General features: G+C 65.6%; 15 protein-coding genes. 9 read left to right on the top strand and 6 right to left on the bottom strand.

Annotated features, from left to right (window positions below; translation table 11 throughout):
* The first annotated feature begins 9 nt into the window (after positions 1-9).
* Both allB and CXR00_RS04665 read left to right on the top strand, forming a co-directional pair.
* Positions 10-1,341, top strand: a complete 1,332-nt coding sequence (gene allB, locus CXR00_RS04670; RefSeq protein WP_104053735.1) for an allantoinase AllB — start codon at positions 10-12, stop codon at positions 1,339-1,341.
* 70 nt (positions 1,342-1,411) lie between these two features.
* Positions 1,412-2,257, top strand: coding sequence for a CoA ester lyase (locus tag CXR00_RS04665; protein ID WP_104053310.1), 846 nt, complete (start codon positions 1,412-1,414; stop codon positions 2,255-2,257).
* Here CXR00_RS04665 and CXR00_RS04660 read toward each other — a convergent pair.
* From CXR00_RS04660 to CXR00_RS04650, 3 genes are read right to left on the bottom strand one after another with little or no spacing between them, the layout of a single operon-like run.
* Entirely contained in the window at positions 2,254-2,838 is a 585-nt protein-coding gene (locus CXR00_RS04660) for a dienelactone hydrolase family protein (protein ID WP_104053309.1), read from the bottom strand. The two genes, CXR00_RS04665 and CXR00_RS04660, sit on opposite strands and share 4 nt — an antisense overlap.
* Positions 2,839-2,846: 8 nt before the next feature.
* Positions 2,847-3,314 carry a ribonuclease E activity regulator RraA gene (gene rraA / locus CXR00_RS04655; RefSeq protein WP_104053308.1) on the bottom strand — a complete coding sequence of 156 codons (468 nt, stop codon included), beginning with the start codon at positions 3,312-3,314 and terminating at the stop codon, positions 2,847-2,849.
* 19 nt (positions 3,315-3,333) lie between these two features.
* On the bottom strand, positions 3,334-3,906 hold the full coding sequence (locus tag CXR00_RS04650; protein WP_104053307.1) for a TetR/AcrR family transcriptional regulator: 573 nt from the start codon (positions 3,904-3,906) through the stop codon (positions 3,334-3,336).
* Positions 3,907-4,034: 128 nt separating this feature from the next.
* On the opposite strand from CXR00_RS04650, the gene CXR00_RS04645 reads away from it, so the two are divergent.
* On the top strand, positions 4,035-5,558 hold the full coding sequence (locus CXR00_RS04645) for an MFS transporter (protein WP_258060268.1): 1,524 nt from the start codon (positions 4,035-4,037) through the stop codon (positions 5,556-5,558).
* Between the two features lie 24 nt (positions 5,559-5,582).
* On the opposite strand, the gene CXR00_RS04640 is transcribed toward CXR00_RS04645, so the two are convergent.
* Positions 5,583-6,029 carry a universal stress protein gene (locus tag CXR00_RS04640; RefSeq protein WP_104053306.1) on the bottom strand — a complete coding sequence of 149 codons (447 nt, stop codon included), beginning with the start codon at positions 6,027-6,029 and terminating at the stop codon, positions 5,583-5,585.
* Positions 6,030-6,137: 108 nt separating this feature from the next.
* On the opposite strand from CXR00_RS04640, the gene CXR00_RS04635 reads away from it, so the two are divergent.
* Positions 6,138-7,343, top strand: a complete 1,206-nt coding sequence (locus CXR00_RS04635; protein WP_104053305.1) for a multidrug effflux MFS transporter — start codon at positions 6,138-6,140, stop codon at positions 7,341-7,343.
* A 274-nt stretch (positions 7,344-7,617) separates the two neighbouring features.
* A complete protein-coding gene (locus tag CXR00_RS04630; RefSeq protein ID WP_181032471.1) occupies positions 7,618-8,526 on the top strand; it encodes an SDR family oxidoreductase in 909 nt (302 codons plus the stop codon).
* Positions 8,527-8,620: 94 nt separating this feature from the next.
* Here CXR00_RS04630 and CXR00_RS04625 read toward each other — a convergent pair whose 3' ends face one another.
* The gene (locus CXR00_RS04625; RefSeq protein ID WP_104053303.1) at positions 8,621-9,631 is read right to left on the bottom strand and encodes a YrzE family protein; all 1,011 of its coding nucleotides are present in this window, start codon (positions 9,629-9,631) and stop codon (positions 8,621-8,623) included.
* A 258-nt stretch (positions 9,632-9,889) separates the two neighbouring features.
* Between CXR00_RS04625 and CXR00_RS04620 the strand changes: the two genes are divergently transcribed.
* Positions 9,890-10,390, top strand: a complete 501-nt coding sequence (locus CXR00_RS04620; RefSeq protein WP_104053302.1) for a DUF456 domain-containing protein — start codon at positions 9,890-9,892, stop codon at positions 10,388-10,390.
* A 51-nt stretch (positions 10,391-10,441) separates the two neighbouring features.
* Here the strand turns inward: CXR00_RS04620 and CXR00_RS04615 are convergent, their stop codons facing one another.
* Complete coding sequence (locus CXR00_RS04615) at positions 10,442-11,974, bottom strand: S10 family peptidase (protein WP_146068447.1); 1,533 nt, start codon at positions 11,972-11,974, stop codon at positions 10,442-10,444.
* A 218-nt stretch (positions 11,975-12,192) separates the two neighbouring features.
* On the opposite strand from CXR00_RS04615, the gene CXR00_RS04610 reads away from it, so the two are divergent.
* From CXR00_RS04610 to CXR00_RS04600, 3 genes are read left to right on the top strand one after another with little or no spacing between them, the layout of a single operon-like run.
* Positions 12,193-13,191 (top strand): TAXI family TRAP transporter solute-binding subunit, encoded by a 999-nt coding sequence (locus CXR00_RS04610; RefSeq protein ID WP_104053301.1) that lies wholly within the window; start codon positions 12,193-12,195, stop codon positions 13,189-13,191.
* A gap of 5 nt (positions 13,192-13,196) precedes the next feature.
* Positions 13,197-13,712 carry a hypothetical protein gene (locus tag CXR00_RS04605; protein WP_104053300.1) on the top strand — a complete coding sequence of 172 codons (516 nt, stop codon included), beginning with the start codon at positions 13,197-13,199 and terminating at the stop codon, positions 13,710-13,712.
* Positions 13,709-15,904, top strand: a complete 2,196-nt coding sequence (locus tag CXR00_RS04600; protein ID WP_104053299.1) for a TRAP transporter fused permease subunit — start codon at positions 13,709-13,711, stop codon at positions 15,902-15,904. The genes CXR00_RS04605 and CXR00_RS04600 overlap by 4 nt, the downstream gene beginning before the upstream one ends.
* Positions 15,905-15,925 lie beyond the last annotated feature (21 nt).

Raw genomic sequence — 15,925 nt, 5'->3', positions numbered from 1 at the left:
GTGCCGGATATGTCGGCGCCTGAACCCTTTGACCTGGTGATCCGCGGGCACGCCGTACTTACCCCCGAGGGAACCATCCCGGCCGAGGTGGGGGTACGTCGCGGGGTGATTGCCGCCGTCGTGCCGCTGGGCGCCGGGCTGGACGGGGAGCGGCTCATTGAACTGGCCGCGGACGAAACCCTGCTGCCCGGGCTGGTGGACACGCACGTGCACATCAACGAGCCGGGACGCACCGAGTGGGAGGGGTTCGCCTCCGCCACCCGCGCGGCGGCCGCCGGCGGGGTCACCACGCTGATCGACATGCCGCTGAACAGCATTCCGCCCACCGTGAATGTGGCGGCCCTGAACATCAAACGGAACTGCGCGGCCCCGCAGGCCTTTGTTGACGTGGGTTTTTGGGGCGGCGCCGTCCCCGGGAACCTCGCCGATCTGCGTCCGCTGCACGAGGCCGGTGCCTTCGGGTTCAAATGCTTCCTGGTCCACTCGGGCGTCGATGAGTTTCCGCACCTGGAACCGGCGCAAATGGAGGCGGCGCTCGCCGAGCTGAAGACCTTTGACGGTCTGCTGATTGTGCACGCCGAGGATCCGGCAGCCATCCGGGACACACCGCCGGGCAGCGGTTATGCGGGGTTCTTGGCCTCCCGTCCGCCGGCGGCGGAGAACACCGCCATATCCGGTGTCATTGACGCGGCGGCACGCACCGGCGCGCGCGCCCATATCCTGCACCTGTCCTCCGCCGAAGCCCTGCCCCTGGTCCGGGCGGCAAAGGCCGACGGCGTGCGGCTCACGGCTGAAACCTGCCCGCATTACCTCACCCTGCGGGCCGAAGAGATTCCCGACGGCGCCACGGCGTTCAAGTGCTGCCCGCCCATCCGCGGGGACGCCAACCGCGAAGAGCTCTGGGCCGGTCTCGCGGACGGGACCATCGACTGCATCGTTTCGGACCATTCGCCCAGCACCCTGGACCTGAAGGACCTGGAGAACGGAGACTTCAGCGTGGCCTGGGGCGGGGTGTCCTCCCTGCAGCTGGGGCTGGCGCTGATCTGGACCGAGGCCCGCATCCGGGGCATTGCGCTGGAGCGGGTGCTGCACTGGATGTCCGCCGCACCGGCAGCACTGGCCGGCCTGGACCGCAAGGGCGGCATCGTGGAAGGCAAAGACGCCGATTTTGCCGTGTTCGCCGCGGAGGACACCTTCACGGTGGACCCGGCGGCGCTGCAGCACCGGAATCCGATCACGCCCTATGCCGGGAAGCAGCTCACCGGCGTCGTGCGCCGCACGGTGCTGGCGGGTACCGACGTCGATCCCGCTGTCCCGGCCGGGCGCCTGCTGCGCCGGTAGGCAGTGATGGCTGCCACAAAGGCATGCGTCGCATTTAAGGAACGGCCAGCGCGGAAAGTAGGGTCTAGGTATGGCTCCTTTTCGTAACAGCCGCGCTGCGTCGCTGCCTGCAAAACTTTCCCGTTCCTGGCTTCTGGCATCGGCTGCCGATGAAGCGAATTTTGGGCCGGCGCTCGCGTCGGAAGCGGACTCCGTGGTGTTCGACATGGAGGACGCGGTACCCGCGGCCGGCAAGGCTGAGGCCCGTGAGCGCGTTGTGGAGGCGCTGTCCACCGGAATGACCGCCTGGGTGCGCGTGAACGGCATCGAAACGGATTACTGGGCCGATGACCTCGCGGCGCTGTCCAAGGCTCCGGGACTGCGCGGCGTCATGCTGGCGATGACCGAAAAGCCTGAGCAGGTCACCCACACGGCCATGCGCTTGCAGGCCGGCACCCCGGTGTTGGCCCTGGTGGAGTCCGCACTTGGCATTGAAAACGCGACGGCGATTGCTTCGGCTCCCGGCACCTTCCGCCTGGCCTTCGGTGTGGGCGACTTCCGCCGCGACACCGGTGCCTCCGACGATCCCATGGCTCTGGCCTACGCCCGTTCCAAGCTGGTGGTGGCTTCCCGCGTGGGGCAGCTTCCCGGCCCGATCGACGGCCCCACGGTTGGTGCCCTGGGCGATAAACTGCTGGATGCCTGCAAGGTCACGCAGTCCATGGGTATGACGGGCAAGCTGTGCCTGATGCCCGAGGCCGCGGACTTCATCAACCACGGACTTTCGCCGAGCGAATCCGAGATCACGTGGGCGCATGAGCTGCTCGAGGCGCACGCTGCAGGTGCCGTCGTGGGCGACGGTTCCTACCTGCCGCGACTGGCGCGCGCCCAGAAGATCTCCTCGCTGGCTGACTCCTACGGACTCTGGAACGCCTAGCCTTCATCCACCCTGCGCAGCATCTGGAGCACTGTGCGGGTGAGGGCAAAGGCCTGATCCGGGTCATAGTCGGCCAGGCTGATGTCCGCGAACAGGTGTGAGGCGCCGGGGTAGAGGAACAGCTCGGCGTCGTCGGTGGACGCGGCCAGATTCTGGGCGGCGTCCAAATCGCCGGAGTCAACAAACTCCTCGTCGGCGTCCATCCCGTGGATCTGCACGGGCACTCCTGCCGGCCACGTGTCACCGTAAGTGCCCAGCGGAAGGCAGCCGCTGATCAGCACGGCGCCCCGGGCACCCGGCCGGGTCTGTGCCAGGCGCTGGGCCGCCATCACACCCAAAGAGAAGCCGATGTAGACCATCTCCGGCGGGAAGCGTTCAGCGATGGCCACGCTCTGCTCCACCACTGTGTCCATGCCGATTTCGCTGAGGTAGTTCAGGCCGTCTGCAAGCTCGGCAAAGTTCTGCCCGTTGTAGAGGTCCGGCACGGTCACCGTATGTCCGGCATCGCGCAGAACCCCGGCAAAGGCGTCCATGCCCGGAGTAAGGCCCTGGGCGTGATGGAACAGCAGGATGTTGGCCATGCCGGCTCCTAGCGTTCGACGAGGATTCCATCCTCGTCGGCGTACAGCGTGGCGCCGGGACGGAAGGTGACACCGCCGAACTCTACGGGCACGTCCACTTCGCCAACAGAATCCTTGGCGCTCTTGCGCGGGTTGGAGCCGAGCGCCTTCACGCCCAGGGGCAGCTTGGCCACGGCGGCGCGGTCCCTGATGGGTCCGTTGATGACAACGCCGGCCCAGCCGTTGGCAACGGCGGCCTCGGCAATCATGTCTCCCATGAGGGCACTGTTGAGGGATCCTGCGCCGTCCACCACCAGCACGGCACCATTGCCGGGCGAGTTGAGGACGGACTTCACCAGGCCGTTGTCCTCACGGCAGCGGATCGTGCGGACCGGGCCGGTGAAGGACAGGTGCCCTCCGAGGTCCTGGAACTGCAGGGAGACGGAAGCCAAAGACTCACCGTGCTGGTCATAGAGGTCTGCTGTGCTGATTTCCATGGGACCACTGTGGCACGAGTTAACGGTTCTGCGGAACACTGGCGGCATGCGCCTTCAGGACATCCACAACCTCCAGCAGGTCGGCCACTGACTGGGCAGCGGAAGAGTCCTGGTCCCGCGGCCAGCCGCCCGGCAGGCCCTCGTTGTAATAGAGTCCGTCGCCGAGCAGGACAATGGCACGGGCAATGGCCGGATGGCCTACTTCCTCGAGGACCAGATCCATCCAGCTGCGGTGGATCCGTTCCAGCACCGCTGAGGCATCCGGATCGGAGGCCTGGGCAAGACGGACGACGCCGATCAGCGCGCGGTCCAAGGCACTGCCAACATAAACGGACTCCCGGACCAGGTACCGCGACGGGCCTTCCGGGTCGGCGCGCATCCTCACAAGGTCGGCCGCGGCGAGTTCCTCGAGGCGGGCGATGAGGGCCGCGGCCATCGCTTCCTTGTTCTTGAAGTGATAGAGCAGCCCGCCCTTCGAGACTTCGGCGCGTGCAACCACGGCATCGAGGGTGGCGCCGCGTGGGCCTTCATTGATGAGCAGCTCCTCGTAGGCATCAAGGATGCGGTCCCGGGCAGGACGAGTGTTGGACATGCTTTTACGCTACGCCATCACACCGGAAAGCAGTCGCAATTTGAGAACTGTACAGTCTAGACGGTACAGTAGCTTGCCGGGCCTATCTCTGCCCAAAATCCCCCCACGACTTTTAGAAGGAGGACGCCGTGACGGCCGTTCAGGAAAGGCCCGCTATCACGCGTGCAGGAAAGCGCGAATGGTGGGGACTTGCAGTCCTGATGCTGCCAGTGCTGCTGATCTCCATCGACAACAACGTCCTCAGCTTCGCCATCCCGTCACTGTCCCGTGCCCTGGCGCCCAGCGGCACGCAGCTGCTCTGGATTGTGGACATCTACGCGCTGGTGCTGGCGGGACTGCTGGTCCCGATGGGCAGCCTGGGGGACCGGATCGGCCGCCGCCGGGTGCTGATGATCGGCAGCGTAGGTTTCGGCGTCATGTCACTGGTCGCGGCGTTTGCACCCTCGGCCTCCATGCTGATCCTGGCCCGCGCCCTCATGGGTGTTTTCGGTGCCATGCTGATGCCTGCCACGCTGTCCCTGATCCGGAACATCTTCACGGTTCCGTCCCAGCGGCGCGTTGCGGTGGCCATCTGGGCTGCGGGGTTCTCCGGAGGGGCCGCCCTGGGCCCGATCGTGGGCGGAGTGCTGCTGGAGAACTACTGGTGGGGCTCGGTGTTCCTGCTGTCCATTCCGGTGCTGCTTCCGCTGCTGGTCTTCGGACCCATCCTGCTGCCTGAATCCAAGGATCCGAGCCCGGGAGCCGTGGACGTGCCCGGCGTCGTGCTGGTCATGGGTGCCATGCTGGCCATCACCTACGGCATCAAGTCCTTCGCGTCCGACGGCGCCGCTCACGGACTGCCGTTCATCCTCCTCGGCCTGGTGCTGGGCACCTTGTTTGTGCGCCGGCAGCTGAGCCGCGAGAAGCCGATGCTGGACGTCCGCCTGTTCCGCAATCCGGTGTTCACCGGGTCCATCAGCGCCAACCTGCTCAGCCTCTTCGCCATGGTGGGCTTCATCTTTTTCCTCTCCCAGCACCTGCAGCTGGTGGTGGGGCAGTCACCCATCGAAGCGGGCCTGACCATGCTGCCCGGACTGGTGCTGACGGTCATCACCGGACTGGCCGTGGTGCCGCTCGTCAAGCATCTGCGCCCCGCCTACGTGGTGGCCGGCGGGCTGCTGTTCAATGCCGCCGGCTACGCTCTGGTGTTTTTCGCCGGCGAGTCCGTGACAGTACTCCAGCTGGTGGTGGCCTTCCTGTTCCTGGGCGTCGGAGTTGGCGCAGCGGAAACCATTTCCAATGACCTGATCCTCGCCAGCGTTGCCCCGTCCCGCGCCGGGTCCGCCTCGGCCATTTCCGAGACAGCCTATGAGATCGGCTCCGTCCTGGGCACCGCGGTGCTCGGCAGCATCCTCACGGCCGCGTACCGCAACGGCGTGCAGGTCCCGGCGGGACTGAGCGCCGAACAGGCCGAATCGGCCGGCCAGACCCTCGGCGGCGCCGTCGATGCCGCGCAGGCGCTGCCGCCGGAACAGGGTTCGGCTCTGCTGCACTCGGCGCAGGCCGCTTTTGATTCGGGTGTCAGTGTCACGTCCCTGATCGGCGTGGTGATCATGCTGGTGGCTGCCGCGGGCGCCGGCGTGCTGTTGCGCAAGGCTCCGGCCGGGCACTAAGTGCTGCGGCAGGATCCGTACCGGTTACGCCGATTCGCCGCGGTGAACGATCAGCACCGGACAATGGGCATGAGCCGCCAGCGTTGAGCTGACGGATCCGAGCAGCAGTCCCGCAAAGCCGCCGCGTCCGCGGTTGCCCACCACCAGCATTTCCGCCCCGCGGCTGGCTTCGATGAGGAGCTCCACCGGCAGTCCCACCAGGGCGGTCTGCTTGAGATCCGCCGGGACGTCCTCCCCGAAGGCTTCCTCCACTGCCTCCTTGAGTGTCAGCTCGGCCTGGGTCTGCGGAGACCAGACTTCCGTGGGAACCGGCGGGGCCAGGGAAATGCTGTACTCCCAGACGGTCACCACCTCCAGGGAGCACCCCAGCACTGCGGCCAGGCGCCGGGCCTTCCAGAGCGCTTCAATGGAGAGCCGGGAGCCGTCCACCCCCACAACAATGCGTTTGCGGTCCTCTTCACCGTTGCTCATGGTGCATCCGTCCTTCTCAACGTTGGCTTTGGGCGTGCTGGATGGTGCCGTGCTGCCATCCTCCACCTGAATGGAGCCGCGGGGGAGGGGCCACGTACCATCAGGCCTATGTTTAGTCCGTTTCGCCGCAAGCCGGTTACCGCCATGACAACCGGGTTGTTGCTGGTTCTGGCCCTGCTCTCCGCCACCGGGCCGTTTGCCACCGATCTCTACCTGCCCTCCTTTCCGGCCATGACCGATGAGCTCGAGGCGTCCGCCACCGCAGTGCAGCTGACCCTCACCGCGTTCCTTCTCGGCATGGGGGCCGGCCAGCTGGTGTTCGGCCCGCTCTCGGACCGGTACGGCCGCTTCCGCCCGCTGTTCCTTGGATCCGCAGGCTTTGTTGTCGCGTCGGCGGTGTGCGCCCTCGCACCCAATCTGGCCGTACTCGTGGCCGGCCGGCTGCTCCAGGGGCTGTGCGCTTCGGCAGGAGTGGTTATTGCGCGCGCCATGGTCGCGGACCTGACTACGGGCGCGACGTCGGCACGCACCTTCAGCCTGCTCATGACCATCGGCGGCGTGGCGCCGGTGGTTGCGCCGACGGTGGGCGGGCTGTTGGCAGAGCACCTTGGCTGGCGCGGCGTCCTCTGGGTGCTTGCCGGGCTGGCACTGGTGATGTTCGTGTGTGTGGCGGGTGTGCTGGCGGAATCCCAGCCCTTGCACCACCGCAGCAGCGGGCCGCTGCTGGCCGGGCTGTCAGGCGTGGTCGCGAACCGCAAATTCCTCGGCTATGCCGTGCTCTTTGCCAGTACCTTCGGTGTGCTGATGGCCTACATCTCGGCCTCGCCCTTTGTGTACCAAAACCTGATGGGACTGACGGCGTCCGCCTATGGACTGGCCTTCGGAGTGAACGCCATGGGCCTGGTCGGTGCCGGATTTGTCTCCGCCCGGCTGGCCCGCCGGATACCGCCGAGGAAGACGGTCACGGCGGCGGTGTCCGTGCTGCTCACCATGTCCGTCGCTGTTCTGGTGCTGTCAGTTTCGGCCGCGCCACCGCTGCTCCTGGCGGTACCCATCTTCTTCGCAGCCACCTCGGTGGGCTTCATCATGGGCAACACCACGTCACTGGCCCTCGCCGAAGTGGGCCTCGCCGCGGGCAGCGGATCGGCAGTCCTGGGCGGCGGCCAGTTCTTTGCCGGGGCACTGGTCTCCCCGCTGACGGGACTTGCCGGCGAGGAATCCGCGGTGCCGCTGGCGGTCATCATGACGCTGTCCGCACTGGTGGCCGTGGCTGCACTGATTGCCACCCGCACACGTTCGGCCTCCGGTCGGTAGACTCGACGGACTATGCGAACCATGAACAAGTACCGAACGCTCATCGTCTGGCTCCTCATCATCGCACTGGTGGGCAGCCTCAGCGTGGGGTTCCTCGGCATGCTCTTCTGACCCGCCGGATCCCTTCCCCCGCGTACAGCGAGACCAAACTTGAGGGCTGCCGCCTCATGGGCATAGGGTAGTAAGCATACTTACGCTTCTTGCTGGGGCGGTGAAAGTCCGCCCCCGATTGGCGTACCGCATGCAGAATGACCTACCGAAAGTGGGAAACTCTATGACCAACGGCAACACTAGCGACCAGTACACCTTCCAGAACCCCGTGGACCGCTTCCCGACCATCACGCCGCCGAAGCAGGATCAGCCCGAGCCTGGCCTGGATGCGACTCTGGAACCCAAAACGGACCGCGGCGAGGAATCCTACCGCGGCACCGGCCGGCTGGAAGGCCGCAAGGCCCTGATCACCGGCGCCGACTCAGGTATTGGCGCGGCAGTTGCCATTGCGTACGCACGTGAAGGCGCCGACGTCGCACTCGCCTACCTGCCCGAGGAAGAGGAAGACGCCCGGGAAATCGTGCGCCTAGTGGAGGAGGCTGGCCGCAAGGCTGTGGCCCTTCCCGGCGACGTGCGGGACGCGGAGTACTGCAAGCAGCTGGTTGCGGACGCCGTGGAAGCCCTCGGCGGCCTGGATATCCTCGTGAACAACGCGGGCAAGCAGGTTGCCGTGGAGAATCTTGAAGACCTCTCCGACGAGCAGCTGGATGACACGTTCAAGACCAACATCTACGCGTTCTTCCGCATTACCAAGGCTGCGCTGCCGCATCTGCCGGCCGGATCGAGCATCATCAACACCACCTCCATCCAGGCGTACAGCCCGTCGCCGTTCCTGCTGGACTACGCCAGCACCAAGGCGGCCATCAACAACTTCACCAAGGGACTGTCGATGCAGCTGGCCCCCAAGGGCATCCGCGTGAACGCCGTTGCGCCGGGTCCGTTCTGGACGCCGCTGCAGGTTTCCGACGGCCAGCCCAAGGACGCTCTGCCGGAATTCGGCAAGGACACGGCACTGGGCCGCGCCGGACAGCCCACCGAGCTTGCCCCGGCCTACGTCTTCCTGGCGTCCCCGGAATCCAGCTACGTCATCGGTGAAACCCTGAACGTCAACGGCGGCATGCCCACTCCGTAAGGATCAGGCCTCCCGCTTAGCTCAAAAGGAACCGGCCCGCACCTCGAAAGGTGCGGGCCGGTTCCTTTTGTCTGCTCCGGAAAGTCAGAACAGATCAGGCGCGGACGTCAGTGTCGCTGTAGTCGGCGCGGTCAATCCGGCGGTGATAGCGCATGCCGGCCAGTCCGCCGAGCAGCGCACCGATCAGCGTTGCCGCCAGGGTTGCCGCCACACCGATCCAGGCTGCCGCGGTGGCGCCGTCAAGGTCCTCGGGCAGCGGCGCCACCGTGTTCAGTTGGGTGATGCTGCGGATGTCGTCACCGAAGATCAGTCCGAGCACCACAACAACCAGTCCGGCGATGAGGGCCCAGAGCCAAACGGCCAGACCCTGCTTGAGGCCGTTGAAGCGTGCCATCCGTCCCGCCACGTACCCGCCGGCGAAGTAAGCCAGCAGCAGCACCACCAGCAAAATGACCGTGCCAATGATGCCGGCACTCTGGTTGGCCATCGCCTGGTCCAGGGACTGGCCCAGGTCATTGTCGGTGTTGAAGTCGACGGCGGCGCCAATAGCTGCTGCCAGGGCGGACAGGAGCACCACCATTCCGGTGGCGGTCAGCCAGCCGAAGAAAGCCGCTCCGAACTTCATGCCCCCAAAACGTTCCTTTTCCATCGCCAGCAGGGCCTCGCGGTTGGCCTTGCCGGGCAGGGCACCGCCGTTTTCGGTGCTGCGAACGGCCGTGCGTCCGGAGTCGTCGCCGGTGTGGCGTCCGCCGTCCCCGGGACGGTATTCGGTGCCGTCGTCATAGTCTGCGTTGGGATCCTTGGTGTGGCTCACCGGCATCGCCTGGGTGCGCCCGCCGTCGTCGGTCTTGTCGCCGGAAGCCCCCGTCGAGCTTCCTGTTGCAGGGGTCCCGGCTGCGGTTGCTCCGGTTGCTGCGGTTGCCCCGGTCGCCGGGGAATTCTGTGCCTCGGATCCGTTGTCCGCGGGCAGGACCTGGGTTTCGTCGGCGGGAGCCAATCGGTCCGACCTGTCGCGCAGGCGTCCGCCGTCCGGGCCTGTGGAATTTCCGAAGTCGCCGGAGTTGTTGGCTCCGGCCCGGCCGTTGTTGCCTGGTTCCGTGCTCATCTGTGTCTCCTGTTGCCATCGAGTGATCGGGCTGTCAGAGCCAGCTTATAAGTATCCTTACTATTTTCTCCACTTGCCCTGGATCCCCGACTGCCCGCCTGGAACTCCGCTTTGGGACAAATTGACCGGTTTGGGAAATCCCTGCCGCGGCGGACCGGGCGGATTTTCCCAAACCGGAGCAGAATCCCAAACCGGAGGGAAAACTCCGCAGCGGCAGGTCGGCATTCGGGGTTGCCGCCCAAATGAAACACTGGAGGAATGGACCCCGACATAGTCATTACCGTCATTGCCGCCCTTGCCGTCGCCGTGGGTCTCACCGGAATCATCATTCCGGTTCTGCCTGGCAGCATTCTGATCATCGCCGCATTGCTTGGCTGGGCGTTAGGCATGCAAAGTGCAGCTGCCTGGTGGACCTTCGGAGTGGGCGCGGTGCTGGCGCTGGCAGGTTTGCTCGCCAGCGCGGTGCTGACCGGCAGGAGATTGAAGCAGCGCCAGGTCCCCAATACTTCCGTTCTGGCGGGAGTGGTGGTGGGTGTTGTTGGGATGTTCCTGATTCCCGTAGTGGGGCTCATCGTGGGGTTTGTGGCGGGGCTGCTGCTCAGTGAGTTCTTTCGCCGCCGCAGCCTGCCCGAGGCGTGGTCAGCCAGCTATGCCGCACTGAAGGCGATGGGGCTGGGCATCCTGGTGGAACTGGGCCTTGCCTTCGCCGCCGGATCCGTGTTTGCGGGCGGGATCTGGTGGCATTTCGCCAGCCGCTGACCAACCGCTGAGCAGCCGCTGACCAACCCCTGACCAGCCCTCCGCATACGGCTAGCCGGCGCTGACAAACTCCGCCAGTGCGGTGAGCTGGTCCAGCCGGCACTCCGGCTTCAGATACATCATGTGGCCTGCCTCGTGATAGTGGTGCGTGAATCGTGCCCGAGCCGCATCAGTCAGCCGCATGTGCGCCCAAACGTACTCGGCAGCGAAGTGGGGCGTGGCGCCGTCGTGGTAGCCGTAGTCCACATGCACCCGCAGGTGAGGGTTGTGTGCCAGCAGCCGTTCGAGCGTCCCGGTGACATCCACGGGAACCCCTTCGAAGCTCTTGTAGCTCCAGGGCTGGACCCGGCCGGTGAGGATTTCATACGGGAGGTCATTTTCGTAGCCCAGCTCGGCCCGGACGTAGTGGTTGACGGCGGCCGAGTACGGCCCGTTGATGGCCTGCAGGCTGGGGTCATCCCAGTTGATGGAATCCTGCTGGTTTGCGGGAGGTGCCGTGAACCGGCCGTCGATCCGCCCCACCACGAGGTTCTCGTTGCGCAGCAGCTGCGCGGAGAACTGGGCGTAATCCCACCGCAGGTTGGTGCGCCGGATAAACCCCTCCTCCAAGGTGGTGATGTCCGCCAGCCGGCGGACGACGTCGTCGAACTCTTCCGTGCTCAGCCGGGAACCCTGGGTCAGCGCGTAGCCGAACTCCCGTCCGGCGAATTCCTCCGCCTCGGCCACCACATCAGCCAGCGGCCGGTCTCCGTGCCGCCCGTGGAAGTGCGCAATGGCCGCGTACGTGGGCAGATGAAGTGCGTACGGAGTGTCGCGGCCCGGAGCAAAATCCAGCGTGGCCATGTTCAGGACCGTGGAAATCAGTCCGAGCCCGTTGACGGCCAGGCCGTAGGCATCGAACAACCGTCCGGCGACGGCGACGGCACGCAGGGTCCCGTAGGACTCGCCCACCAGATACTTGGGGCTGAGCCAGCGGTTGTTGCGGGTGGTCCAGAGCCGGATGACTTCCGCCACCAGGTCCCGGTCCTCTTCAAAGCCGTGAAACTCTGCGGCCTCGTTGCCGTCCACCACCCGGGAAAACCCCGTGTTGACCGGATCGATCATCACCAGGTCCGCGTGCTGCAGGATGGTTTCCGGGTTGTCCACCAAGCCAAACGGGGGAGGCGTCAGTGCCCCAACGTCCCCGGAGTCAACCATCCGGGGTCCCAGCAGGCCCATGTGCAGCCACACCGAGGACGAGCCGGGGCCGCCGTTGAAGGCGAACACCACCGGACGGCGGTTGGCCTGCGGGGCAGGTGATTGCGCTTCCGCCGCCGGTTCGCCCACATCGGCGGTGTAGGCGACGAGGAAAATCTCCGCCTTGGGCAGGAAGCCGTCCGCTTTTCCGTCCTTGGTTTCTTCCCGCCGCAGCACCAGGCGTCCGGCGGTGGTGGTGTATTTCAGGCCTGTTGGAAGAGTATGGCGGCGGACCGTGAAGTCATCGGTAACCCTCGGGTTCCTTCCTTCCGGCTCTCCGCCGTTTCCGGGGTTCTCACGGCTCTGATGCTGATTGCCGGCGTCCTGGTGCTGCTCGTCATGGGGCATTGGAGCAGTCTAACCAGTTCCTCACCTGCGGGCCGGATCAGGGTACACGTCACGATTATGTGACGCACCTTACATTTCCAAGGGGACTTGGATAGGTTCTCCCCCAGAGGTGCCGGTCTGCAACGCTGCAGGCCACGCGCCTGTTCCACCGGCAGTTTCAGGATCCTTAACGCTTCTCATCTACTCGCGCCCGCGGGGCGCTTAACCAGGGAGAATCCATGCCTTTGAACCAACGGAGCTGGCTGCGTCTCGGCACGGCAGCGCTCATCGCTCCGGCACTGCTCCTCTCCGCCTGCGGCAGCCCCGATACGTCCGGCGATTCCGGGGCCGGCGCGGACGGCGGCGGCGGCACACTGTCCATTGCGACCGGCGGCACCGGTGGTGTGTACTACCCGCTGGGCGGCGGCTTTGCCACCGCTATCCGCGAGAACATCGAGGGCTATGACGCCACAGTCCAGGAAACCAATGCTTCCGTGGACAACGTGCTGCTGATAGCCAACGGGTCAGCCCAGATCGCCTTTTCGGTGGGTGACGTGGTTTCCGACGCCGTGGAAGGCGTTGGAGAGTTCGAAGGCAAGCCGCAGGAGATTTGTTCACTGGGCAACATCTACAACAACTATCTGCAGGCCGTCACCGTTGACGGCACGGGTATTACCAGCGCGGAGCAGCTTGTCGGCAAGGTTGTTTCAGTGGGAGCTCCGGGATCAGCCACTGAAGTTGGTGCACTGCGGATCCTCGAGGCTGCCGGCGTTGACCCGGACAGCGTGGAACGGCGCCAGCTGGGCGTTGCGGAAACGGTGGCAGCCCTGCGGGACGGAACCATCGACGCCGGATTCTGGTCCGGCGGACTGCCCACCGGTGCGCTGATCGACCTGGCCAGCGACGGCGATATGGTCCTGCTTCCCATCGGGCAGTATGCAGAATCCATGGCGGGGACCTACGGCGAGTATTACCTGGCCGAAGAAATCCCGGCCAACACCTATGAGGGCCAGACCGAAGCCGTCCAGGCCATCGCCTCGCCCAACCTGTTGATTGCCAGCCCCAAGATGGACGAGCAGCTGCAGCAGGACATTGCCGCTGCGCTCTTCGACAACGTTGAGCAACTCGAAAAAGTGCATCCCTCGGCCAAAGAAATGGACGCCGCCACAGCCGGTGACGTTTCCTACGTAGACACCTGTCCGGGAGCGGCGACCTACTTCGACCAGGCGGGAAGCTAGCCCTCATGCGCCGGCCGGCCACCGTCGTCGTGATGCTGGGAGTTGCGGCGGCTGCCGGACTGGCCGGCGTTGCCGGGGCCGCCGGGCCCCAGCAGCAATCCGTCGAATGGACGCTGAGCGTCAGCAATGACAGCGGCCGGCTGGCGGAGGTTCCCCTTCACGGGGATTCCTTCGCCGTCAGCTACCGGAACTCGATTTACGGCACCGTGGCCGAAGAACGCTACGAGGTCAGGCCCGACGCCAGCTATCTGCTGGTGCAGCTCGCAGCGGACCAGATGGCGGTGCTGGAGGAATACTATGCGGTGCCCGGTGCCCCCGTGGCGGCGGAACCGCCGGACAGAAGACAGTGGGTTGCTGACCCGGATCCGGCCCGGCCCGCCGCCTTCACGCGGTTGTCCCTGGCGGCCACCGACCTGGGACAGCGCACCGTCCATGCGGACGGGGCGCCGCCGCTGGAACTGTGGACGCTGGTGGACGACGGCGATCCCTTCGTGACGCTGGAACTCAAGGAGAATCAATGATCAAGCGACCCCGCGGCAGCGGCGCAGTCAAAGCTTCGGCCCAGGGTGCCGCCGGAAGCTCCGAATCGCCCACTGCATCAGATCCGCTGCTCAGATCGGAGCAGCTGGGCAAAGCGGGCGACGAGGTCGTCAGCCCGCTCGAGCGCGAGAGCATCATTGACGAAGATGCCCTGATCGCCGAATTCGAGGCCGAGAAACCGGCCCGCCAGCTCAGCGGACTCCCCGCCTCGGTGATCAAGGCGTTCGGTGCAGGCCTGTCCCTGTTTGCCCTGTACTGGGTTTTCAGGCCCATGCCCACCCAGTTCTACCTGCCCATGTTCCTGGGCCTGGGACTGGCGATGACCTTTCTCGTCTACCGGGGATGGGGGCGCTCGGAAAAGGCCAAGGCGAAAGGAAAGGCCGACAACCCGCAGGTTGCAGACTGGCTGCTCGCGGTTATAGCGCTGGTGCCCTTCGTCTACATCGCCTTCAACTGGGACGGATTCTTCCGCCGGGCCATCACGCCCACCTACCTGGACCTGGTCATGGGAATCATCGCTATCCTGGTCACGCTGGAAGCCTCCCGCCGGACCGTGGGCATCCTTGTTCCCCTTGTAGTGCTGGTCTTCTTCGTCTACGCGTCCTTCGGAACCCTGGTGCCTGCACCGTTCAACACCTCGGACTTCAGTTGGATCCGGCTGGTGGGCCACAACGTGATGGGCACCCAGGGGCTGTTTGGCGTGCCCACCGACGTGGCGGCGTCGTACATCATCCTCTTCACCATCTACGGCGCCGTGCTGGCGTCCTCCGGCGCCACCAAATTCTTCATTGACCTGTCCTTCTCGGCCTTCGGCCAGTCCAAATCCGGCCCCGGCCGGACGGTGACCCTGGCCGGTTTCCTGCTGGGCACGGTCTCCGGATCCGGAGTTGCCACCACGGTGACACTCGGCGGAATTTCATGGCCCCTGCTGCGCAAGGCGGGTTACCCGAAGGAACACGGCGGCGCCATCCTGGCAGCGGCCGGTATTGGTGCCATCATGTCTCCGCCCACCCTTGGAGCAGCTGCCTTCATCATTGCCGCACTGCTGGGCGTGTCCTACCTGCAGGTCCTGATCTGGGCCACGATCCCGACGCTGCTCTATTACTTCGGCATCATCCTGGCCATCGAAATGGATGCCCGCCGGTTCAAGACCAAGGCCGTCGATTTCGAGGTCAAGCCCGTCGGCAGGCTCCTGCTGCGCTTCGGTTACCACTTCAGCTCGCTGGTGGCGATTGTCGTGTTCATGATGATGGGTATGACACCGTTCCGGGCGGTGGTGTATGCCACCGGACTCGCCTTTGTCCTGAGCTTCCTGGACCGGCAGTCCTGGATGACGCCGCGGCGTATCTGGGACGCCCTGTCCGCAGGCGCAACCGGCGCCCTGTCCGTCATTCCGGTCATGGCCGCCGCCGGACTGATCGTGGGCGTGATGACGCTGACCGGCCTGGGCCTGAAGCTGGCCAACATCATTGTGGACTTCGCGGGCGGAAGCCTGCTGCTGACGGCTGTTTTCTCGGCGATTTCAGTGACCCTGCTTGGCCTGGCTGTTCCGGTGACCGCCAGCTTCATCATTTCCTGGGTCATCATCGGTCCGGCACTGCAGGACGTTGGCGTTCCCGCTTTTGCCGCGGCGATGTTCATTTTCTACTACTCCGTCCTGAGCGAGGTCTCGCCTCCCACCGCACTGTCGCCGTTCGCGGCCTCAGCGATCACCGGCGGCAAGCCCATCCAAACCATGTGGCTGACCTGGCGGTACACACTCTCCGCATTCCTGGTGCCCTTCATCTTCGTGATGTCCGGACCCGGTATCGGCCTGCTGATGCAGGGAGGGCCGGCCACCGTTATCCTCGCGCTGGCCGTCTCCCTGGTGGCCGTCGCTGCTCTGGCCGTGGCGACCGGAGGATGGCTCGTTGGGCTGGCCCGCTGGCCCGAACGGGTTCTGCTGGGCATTGGTTCACTGCCGATGCTGATTATGGAACCGATGTATATCGGTATTGGTCTGGGCATTATTGCTGCGGGCGTCCTGGTGCATCTGGTCGGCCTGCGCAGGCGCGCAGGGGACACCCCCGACCAACTGCCGGACAGAAGCGCCGCTCCGCCCGCCGCCGTCGTCCGCCGAGGCAGCCACCGGGCACCCTCACCCGTCCCGCCGGCCGCCACGGAAACGCCGTGAGTGCCGGATCTGCCGTGAAAA

Source organism: Arthrobacter sp. 9E16 (genome assembly GCF_002929435.1).
Taxonomy (GTDB): Bacteria; Actinomycetota; Actinomycetes; order Actinomycetales; family Micrococcaceae; genus Arthrobacter_B; species Arthrobacter_B sunyaminii.
This window is presented reverse-complemented; position numbering and strand designations above follow the sequence as displayed.